Source organism: Caldicellulosiruptor sp. DIB 104C (assembly GCF_028198085.1).
Taxonomy (GTDB): domain Bacteria; phylum Bacillota; class Thermoanaerobacteria; order Caldicellulosiruptorales; family Caldicellulosiruptoraceae; genus Caldicellulosiruptor; species Caldicellulosiruptor saccharolyticus.
In genome coordinates this window covers 2,685,017-2,693,263 of record NZ_CP116337.1, presented here as the reverse complement: position 1 = coordinate 2,693,263, position 8,247 = coordinate 2,685,017, and the positions used below count along the sequence as shown (strand labels likewise).

The 8,247-nt window shown below is 35.9% G+C and carries 6 protein-coding genes and 1 pseudogene; 1 reads left to right on the top strand and 6 read right to left on the bottom strand.

The features are described from left to right. Positions 1–80: 80 nt before the first annotated feature. From PGC14_RS13205 to yajC, 5 genes and pseudogenes are all read right to left on the bottom strand, one after another. Positions 81–1,136, bottom strand: coding sequence for a mannose-1-phosphate guanylyltransferase (locus tag PGC14_RS13205; protein ID WP_011915889.1), 1,056 nt, complete (start codon positions 1,134–1,136; stop codon positions 81–83). Between the two features lie 7 nt (positions 1,137–1,143). Further along, entirely contained in the window at positions 1,144–2,385 is a 1,242-nt protein-coding gene (locus PGC14_RS13200) for a hypothetical protein (RefSeq protein WP_039763882.1), read from the bottom strand. A 65-nt stretch (positions 2,386–2,450) separates the two neighbouring features. After that, positions 2,451–4,217: a phosphoenolpyruvate carboxykinase (GTP) gene (locus PGC14_RS13195; protein WP_271629180.1), complete on the bottom strand. Its 1,767-nt coding sequence runs from the start codon at positions 4,215–4,217 to the stop codon at positions 2,451–2,453. Positions 4,218–4,380: 163 nt separating this feature from the next. Then, positions 4,381–5,209, bottom strand: a pseudogene (gene rsmA, locus PGC14_RS13190) (16S rRNA (adenine(1518)-N(6)/adenine(1519)-N(6))-dimethyltransferase RsmA). A gap of 113 nt (positions 5,210–5,322) precedes the next feature. Further along, on the bottom strand, positions 5,323–5,694 hold the full coding sequence (yajC, locus tag PGC14_RS13180) for a preprotein translocase subunit YajC (RefSeq protein WP_039764808.1): 372 nt from the start codon (positions 5,692–5,694) through the stop codon (positions 5,323–5,325). A 125-nt stretch (positions 5,695–5,819) separates the two neighbouring features. On the opposite strand from yajC, the gene PGC14_RS13175 reads away from it, so the two are divergent. Next, positions 5,820–6,815: a radical SAM protein gene (locus PGC14_RS13175; RefSeq protein WP_039764810.1), complete on the top strand. Its 996-nt coding sequence runs from the start codon at positions 5,820–5,822 to the stop codon at positions 6,813–6,815. Here the strand turns inward: PGC14_RS13175 and PGC14_RS13170 are convergent. Further along, a complete protein-coding gene (locus tag PGC14_RS13170; protein ID WP_271629178.1) occupies positions 6,812–8,239 on the bottom strand; it encodes a glycosyltransferase family 39 protein in 1,428 nt (475 codons plus the stop codon). The genes PGC14_RS13175 and PGC14_RS13170 overlap by 4 nt on opposite strands. Between the last annotated feature and the right edge of the window lie 8 nt (positions 8,240–8,247).

Here is an 8,247-nt window from a genome sequence, read left to right as displayed (position 1 = left end):
GCCATATAATCTCATTTTGAAAAAGTCTTTTTCTTTCTATATTAAGTTTATGCGCCTCTACTTTTTTTGATTACTATTTGTCATAAGAACCTTTTGTATTTTTCATTCAAAGCTATTCCTTGAATTATATCCTTGATTTCTCTCTCTTTGGACTTATGACAAATCAAGATTGCATCCTCAACTGACACTAAAATAATGTCTTTTATCCCAAGTGCCATTACAAACTTGTCAGAAAATATTATGCAATTTTTTGATTCACTGACAATCGCCTCTGTTTTTATGACATTGCCATTTTCATCTTTCCTTAAAATCCTCTCAAATGCACTCCAAGTCCCCACATCATCCCATTCAAACTCAGAGATGCACACAACAAGCTTTTTTGTCTTTTCCATGATTGCCTTGTCAACAGAAACTTTTTCAAGAAGCTTGTAGCCTTTTTTCAACTCTTCTATATAATTCTCATTTGAGATAGCTGAAAATATCCTCATAAAGATGTCATAGTAGTGCGGCATGTATCTTTTTAGTTCTCTTAGAAAAGTAGAGACCTTGAAAATATAGATTCCGCTATTCCAAAGATATCCCGACTTTATCAAATACTTTGCTTTTTTGCTATCAGGCTTTTCTATAAATCTTTCTGTCAAAAATAAACCTTCTCCTATCTTTTTTCCCCTTTTTATATACCCATAATTTGTCTCAGCCCTTGTAGGGAGGATACCAAAACATACAATGTGATCTTTTTTAGCAAGTTCATACCCTTTTTTCATTGCAGATTCAAATTTCTCAATATTAGATATAAAGTGATCTGAAGGAAACACACCTAATATACTATCCGGGTCTTTTTTCAAAACGTGCATGCATACCAAAGCAATGCACGCAAGGGTCTCCTTCTGTTCGGGTTCAAAAACCAAGTTTTCATCTTTTACTTGGGGTAGCAACAGCTTAAGATGGCTTCGATAGTTTATATGTGTTACTATGAAGATTCTATCTTGAGGTAAAATCTTTTTTATTCTGTCATAGGTCATTTCCAAAAAACTTTTGTCGCCAAACAACTTTAAAAATTGTTTTGGAAAAGCTTTTCTGCTCTTTGGCCAAAGTCTAAGTCCGCTACCACCTGATAATATACAGGCATATTCCATAACCTTTTTATTCTTCCTTTTCTATGAGCTCTAACGTCATCTTAAAGTAACCTTCCTTGCCTTCCATGACCTTGCCATCTTTTGTCACAAACTCTGAAAACCCAAAAGCCTTTGCTTTTTTTTCTGTATCTTCTGAATACTCACCAGGAACCAAGATTTCTATTCTGTCCTTTTTCTTCTTAGACCGCTTATATCCAATTACTAAATACCCTTGATCTGAGACAAGTCTAAAAACAAATGGATTAGAAATTATATACAAAAATGGATGCAAATTTGAAAATCTAAAGATGTCTTTTTTGTCAACCTTCATCCACTTGACTTTATCATCAGAAAAAGGCTCAAACTTTTCGCACTTTTCTTTTAATTCTTCAAATATTCTCTTCCACGTTCTTTTATCACCAAATTCTAAAATGCAGTAGTTCTTTTCAAGCTCAGGCTGAACATCTTCTGTAGAATCTATTTTTTCGATGATTTTTTCTTCTTCCCTTTCATTTTCTAAATTTTTAATCTCCTCCGTACGTTTTTCAATTATTGCAGGAAGTTCTTCTTTTTCGTCAGAGCACTTACTAATTTCATTCACGTTGGTTTCTTCGCCATTTTCTTCTGCCTTTTGGGATATCACTTCAACTACCTGCAAGTTGGAATCCTCCAGGCTATTGTCTGTAAATTTTTTTTCATCATCTTCTTGAGCTTTCTTAGATTTTGTGTCTAAATTATCCTGAGCCACAAGATGGTTGTAGTCCAAGTTTTCATTTAAAGACTTTTCATCTAAAAAAGTTTTGTCAATTTGGTTATTTACGTTTCTTTTTTCTTCCCTTTTCTTGTCTTGCTCAAGCTCCTCCAGAACATCCTTTTCCATTGTATAAAGGTCCTTTTCATCAATACTTCCAATGAGCAATAGTTTCCTTTTTCCTTTTCTTTCTTTTATAATAGCAAAACCCATAATCTCTTTTAGCTGATACCCAGACCCAAACATATTAAACCTGCCGGTTGAAAGCAGTTGTGAAATTGTAGACTTTTGTAGATTTTGCAAATGACAAAAGAATACCGGACAAAACCTATCCGTTCTTTTTACAATGCCCATCAAAGCTATTTTTTCTTCATTTTCTTCAATTCCTTGGAGTACAACTTCCAAATCCACTGTATCAACAATTGCCTGAACTTTGACATACCCAAAAGGAACTCTATCTTTTTCTTCTATTCCCTTTAAGATGACCACAACCCTTGTAAATGCAGAATTTGAAAGCAAAACAAAAGACCTCCTTCACACCCTTTGTATCAGTATATGAAGGAGGTCTTGAATTTGGTGATTGTTTACCTTAAAAGCCTTTGTTTTAGTTTTTCGTTCTCTTCAATGAGCTCTGTGGGGAGTCTTTCTCCAAACTGGCTTAAAAACTGTCTTGCATCTTCTGCTTCCTTGAGCCACAGGTCTTTATCTATCTCAAGAAGCTTTTCTACAGTTTCTTTGTCTATATCAAGACCTTCTAAGTAAAGATCATCTACATATGGAACATATCCAATTGGTGTTTCCTTTGCTCCTACTTTACCTTCACATCTTTCGATTATCCACTTGAGCACTCTCAAGTTCTCACCAAAACCTGGCCAAATGAACTTGCCATTTTCGTCTTGTCTAAACCAGTTCACATGGAAGATCTTAGGAGGTTTTGGAATCTTTTTACCCATCTCAAGCCAGTGTGCAAAATAGTCTGCCATATTATAACCACAGAATGGAAGCATTGCCATTGGGTCGCGACGAACTACACCCACCTTACCCATTGCTGCAGCTGTTGTCTCGGATGCCATTGTTGCACCCACATATACACCATGCTGCCAATCAAACGCTTCATATACAAGTGGAGCAACCTTTGCTCTTCTTCCACCAAATATGATAGCTGAAATTGGCACACCTTTTGGGTTCTCCCACTCTTTTGAGATTGACGGACACTGTGCAGCTGGTGCTGTGAACCTTGCATTGGGGTGAGCACCCTTTTCACCACTGTCTTTTGTCCATGGTCTTCCAAGCCAGTCAATACCTCTCTCTGGCGGCTCACCATCCATACCTTCCCACCAAACTGTTCCATCTTCTTTTAAAAGAACGTTTGTATATATAGTATTTCTCTTTATTGTCTCCATCGCATTCGGATTTGTCTTGTAGCTTGTGCCAGGTGCAACTCCAAAAAACCCTGCTTCAGGGTTAATAGCCCAAAGCCTTCCATCCTCGCCTATTCTCATCCATGCAATGTCGTCGCCAACAGTCCAAACTTTATATCCAAGCTTCTTGAGCGGCTCTGGCGGAATTAACATAGCAAGGTTTGTCTTTCCACACGCGCTTGGGAACGCACCTGCGATGTATGTTACTTTACCGCTTGGGTCTTCAACTCCAACAATTAGCATGTGCTCTGCCATCCAGCCTTCTTTTTTCCCCAAGTAGCTTGCAATTCTGAGCGCAAAACATTTTTTGGAAAGAATGACATTGCCACCATATCCTGAGTTTACGCTCATGATAGTGTTGTCCTGTGGAAAGTGACAGATGTACCTCTTCTCTGGGTCAAGTGTTGCTTTTGAGTGAAGTCCTTTTACAAAGTCAGGAGAAGAGCCAAGATGTCTTAGCGCAACATCGCCAATTCTCGCCATGATTCTTAAGTTAAGTACAACATAGATGCTGTCTGTCAGCTCAATGCCCACTTTTGAATATGGTGACCCAACAGGTCCCATCAAGTATGGAACAACATACATTGTTCGACCTTTCATTGAACCGTCAAAAAGTGAGTAGAGCATCTTGTAAGCCTCGTTCGGGTCCATCCAGTTGTTTGTTGGACCTGCCTCTTCTTTTGTTGGAGTGCAGATAAATGTCCTGTCTTCAACCCTTGCAACATCGCTCGGATGTGTTCTGTGAAGATAACACCCTGGAAGCTTTTCCTGGTTGAGCTCCATCAGCTCCCCCGTCTGAAGAGCTTCTTTAATAAGCCTCTCCTTTTCCTCTTCAGATCCATCTATCCAGACAATCTTGTCTGGCTTTGTAATCCTTGCCATCTCGTCAATCCATTGATACACGGACGGATGCAAGTTCACCTCTACCACCTTTTCTCCACCACCTTGCAAGTTTTATTTCGCATAATTGCAATTTGTATTATATTATACCTTAACTTAAGCCAAAATGTCAAAATAAAAAATTAAGGCGATGTGTAAAAATGAAATTGTACATATCAATTGTTGCAAAGCCCTTTTTACTTGACTTGGAATTTTAAATTATATTTTCAAGTTCTTTGTAAAGTCTTACAAAATGGTCCAAACTCAAATCCTCTGCCCTCAAATTTTCCTGCAAAGAAGCTTTTTCCAATATATTCTTTAGTTCTGCTTTTTCAATCCCAAGAGAATTTGAAAGAGAGTTCAAAATGGTTTTTCTTCGTGTAGAAAAGCAAGCGTGAACTATCTTGAAAAACTTTTTCTCATCAACATCAGGAATATCTTCTTTGAAGCTTACCTTCAAAACAGTTGAGTCAACCTCAGGTCTTGGAAAAAAGACATTCTTGCTAACATAAAAGAAGTCTTCTACTTTACAATAAAAGTTCATTGCCACTGTCAAAATCCCATAGTCCTTTGAACCAGGTTTTGCTAAAAGTCTCTGTGCAACTTCCTTCTGAACCATAATTGTAAATGACTCTATATAATTTCTTTCCTCAAATAACTTGAATAGAATCTGTGAAGTTACATAATACGGTAGATTGCCAACAACACAGAGTTTTTGCGCACTTGTTAAATTTTTAACATCAAGTTCAAGAAAATCCTGGTTTATTATTTCTACATTTGAGAGATTCTGGCAAACCTCTTTTAAGACATTCAAAATCTTTTTGTCAATCTCAACAGCAAATACTTTTTTTTGCCTTTTGAGAGAGAAATGTTGTCAAAGTACCAGGTCCTGCTCCAATCTCCAAAACCTCTTTTTGATCAATCTTTGCAAGATTCACTATCTTTCTTACAATGTTTTCATCAATCAAGAAATTTTGACCAAGTTTTTTATTTGGCTTAAGACTATACTTTTCAAGAAGTGAAAGAAGCTCAGAAATTGTAATGGTACTCTCAACTCCTTCTTGAAAAAATAAATCCTTTATCTAAAAATAAATGGCTCTGAAGCCAACACCCTTCAGAACCATTCTTCTTTTAGTTTATGGCATTTTTTTGCTCTTTAATCTCTTGGCTCAGCCTTCTTCAAAACTTCCTTTACAGCCCATTTGTAAACCTTTAGCTTTACCCTGTCAGCCCCTACCTCGATTGTCAAGATGTCATCCTTGATATTCACAATTTTTCCAACAATTCCACCGTTTGTTACTATCTCATCACCAACAATGAGTGAATTTATCATGTCTCTGAACTGTTTTTCTCTTCTTCGCTGCGGAAGGATTATAAAGATATAAAAGATAGCAAACATCAAAATCAACGGAAGAATAAGCTGGGTAAAGACTACCACCCAAGTAGCCCCTGCTGGTGCCTGATTTGATGAGCTTTGAGCGTTGTTTGTCGCAAAAGCTACCTCAAACAAAAGATTAAAGAGTTTCATAAAGTTCTTTTGCCTCCTACCTATCAATTTGATTTTTTAATCTAAAACTAACATAATAATATTATAATAGTTTTCAAAAAAAGACAAGCATTTTTGAAAAGCACAAGGAGGGGAAGGTATAAGTTATGCCAGCTTCAACTAACAGTCTTAAAATTGACAGACTTATCTCTGGTGGGGTTATAACAAACTACTTCTGCTCATCAAGGTGCAGGCATTGTCTTTACAACAGCTCACCTTCATGGAAAAAAGAGTATATAACTCCGCAGATGGCAGACAAGGTCTTTAAGACCTTAAAAAAGTTTGGAGTTTACTCTGTTCATATAGGCGGTGGTGAGCCTTTTCTGAATTTTGAAGGTCTTAAAAAGGTTGTAGAGAAGGCAAATGAAAATGGAGTGTACATAGAGTACATTGAGACAAACGCATCATGGGTGGAAAATGAAAAAGAGGCAAAGCAAAAGCTAAAAGATCTAAAAAGCCTTGGAATAGAAACTATTTTGGTATCAATTAGTCCATTTCACAACGAATACATTCCACTCAAAAAAGTGCTAAAGCTGATAAATCTTTTGAAAGAAGTTGGGGTTGAAATCTTCCCATGGATAGAAGGGTTTTTGCCTGAGATAAAGAGATTTGATATTGAAAAAACACACTCACTTTCAGAGTACATAGCTACATTTGGAGAAAACTATGTAAAATCGCTACCTTTGCGCTATTACCTTACGTTAAATGGAAGGGCAATAAAAACTTTTGAAGAGTTCTTCCCAAAAAAGAGTATTGAGGAAATACTCGAAAACTCATCTCCCTGCCATGAATTAAACAGCAAGACTCATTTTCATATGGACCTTTTTGGAAATTTTATCCCAAACCCATGTGTGGGATTTAAAATTTCTATTGATGACTTGGGAAAAGATCTTGATGACAAAAAGTATTTTTTTGTAAATATGCTCTACACAAAAGGTATTCATGAGCTTTTCAGGTTTGCTAAAGAAAACTTTGGATATAAGCCTCAAAAGAGCTACCTTCACAAGTGCAGCCTGTGCTTTGATATAAGAAGGTTTTTGGTATTAAAAAAAAACGTAGAGGCATTTGACCTTGGGCCAAGAGAATTTTATCAACAGTATTAAAATCTTTTCAATTTCTCTCTCAGCCACTTTATTCCTTGACCGCTTAACAAAAAGAGTGTGAAAATTGCAGGGTAGTGATAACGAGGTTGAACTTCTAAAAATATGTGTAATACAACATAGCCAAGGAATATAAGATTTAAAAAAAGAAAAATTTCTTTGTTGGCATTTTTTATAGATGAGAGAATCCCTAAAATGATGTAAATCAAAATTACATAGTAGTATAGCTGAGAGAACATATAGAAAATGGTTGGATGACTCTTTACAAGATCTACAAAATGTGTAGTTTTGTAAACCTTAAAAGTGCTCCAAAAATACCCAAAGCTATCATCGCCCCAGATAATAGCATGTTTGCGAGGAAGAATAGCAATAAATTTTTTTGTTTCTTTTTTAAGTCTCTCTAACCCTATTTTCATAGCCTCACCGTGCATCTTTTGAAAATCATAAGCATATTTTTTAACAAACAAAGAATGTTTAGGATTGTTCATACCATATGTTGTATAGTCTGTACCAATCATGAGATTAAGCCCCATTGAGGTTTTCCACACTGGAATGCCTGTGAGACTAAAAATTAGATATCCTACTGTATAGAATGTAATAACGTATGAAATTATACTTAAGATAGCACTTTTTAAGATTTTAAAATCTTTACAAAGAGCTTTTAGTGCAAACAAGAAAACCATCGCAATTATGATCACAACAGCAACAGGTCTTATATGATTTGAAATTGCCACAAGGACTCCTGCAAATATGCCAAAAATGGCTTTTTTCTCTTTTATTGCCCTTAACAAAAAATACAGCCCCAGCACAAAAAACACAATAAACGGGTGTTCAGACGCCAAAACTGAATTATACATTATCTGCGATGGCCAGAAGGCATACAAAACTGCTGAATATGTGGCTGCTTCTTTGCCAAAAAGATAGTCAACAGTAAAATATATGATAAGTCCTAAAATTACTGAAAGAAACACATTGAAAAGTTTTCCTACAATCACGCTGCTTCCAAAAATCTTGAAAACAAGTGCCAAAATTAATGAATATCCAAATCTGAACCTAAAGAGTGTAAAAGTCATGTCATACCCTTTTAAAAAGCCTTGAGAAGCTTTTTGGGCATAGGAATAAAAACACAAATAGTCCGAAACCGGCTTTGTTGGCATCAAAAAAATCCATATAAGTCTTGGAGCTGCTATAACAAGAATTAACAAGAGTATAGCGAGTTTTTTGTTTGCCAGTTTTCGAAATATAAAAAGCCAAATATTAAAGATTAAAAAAGCTGACAAAAGAAGAATAACCATCACAACAAAACTTATTTTCTTATGTGTAAGAGCAACTATCCGAAACTGAAATGACAAAACAATGGCTAATCCTAAAAGCACTACAACAATGTATCTAAAAAATGTGTCAAGTCTTCCTACTGTATTTTGCATTCACATAC

Coding starts and splice junctions, on each gene's coding strand:
- PGC14_RS13205 (WP_011915889.1), bottom strand. CDS start 1,136: ATGGAATATGCCTGTATATTATCAGGTGGTAGCGGACTTAGACTTTGG.
- yajC (WP_039764808.1), bottom strand. CDS start 5,694: ATGAAACTCTTTAATCTTTTGTTTGAGGTAGCTTTTGCGACAAACAAC.
- PGC14_RS13175 (WP_039764810.1), top strand. CDS start 5,820: ATGCCAGCTTCAACTAACAGTCTTAAAATTGACAGACTTATCTCTGGT.
- PGC14_RS13170 (WP_271629178.1), bottom strand. CDS start 8,239: ATGCAAAATACAGTAGGAAGACTTGACACATTTTTTAGATACATTGTT.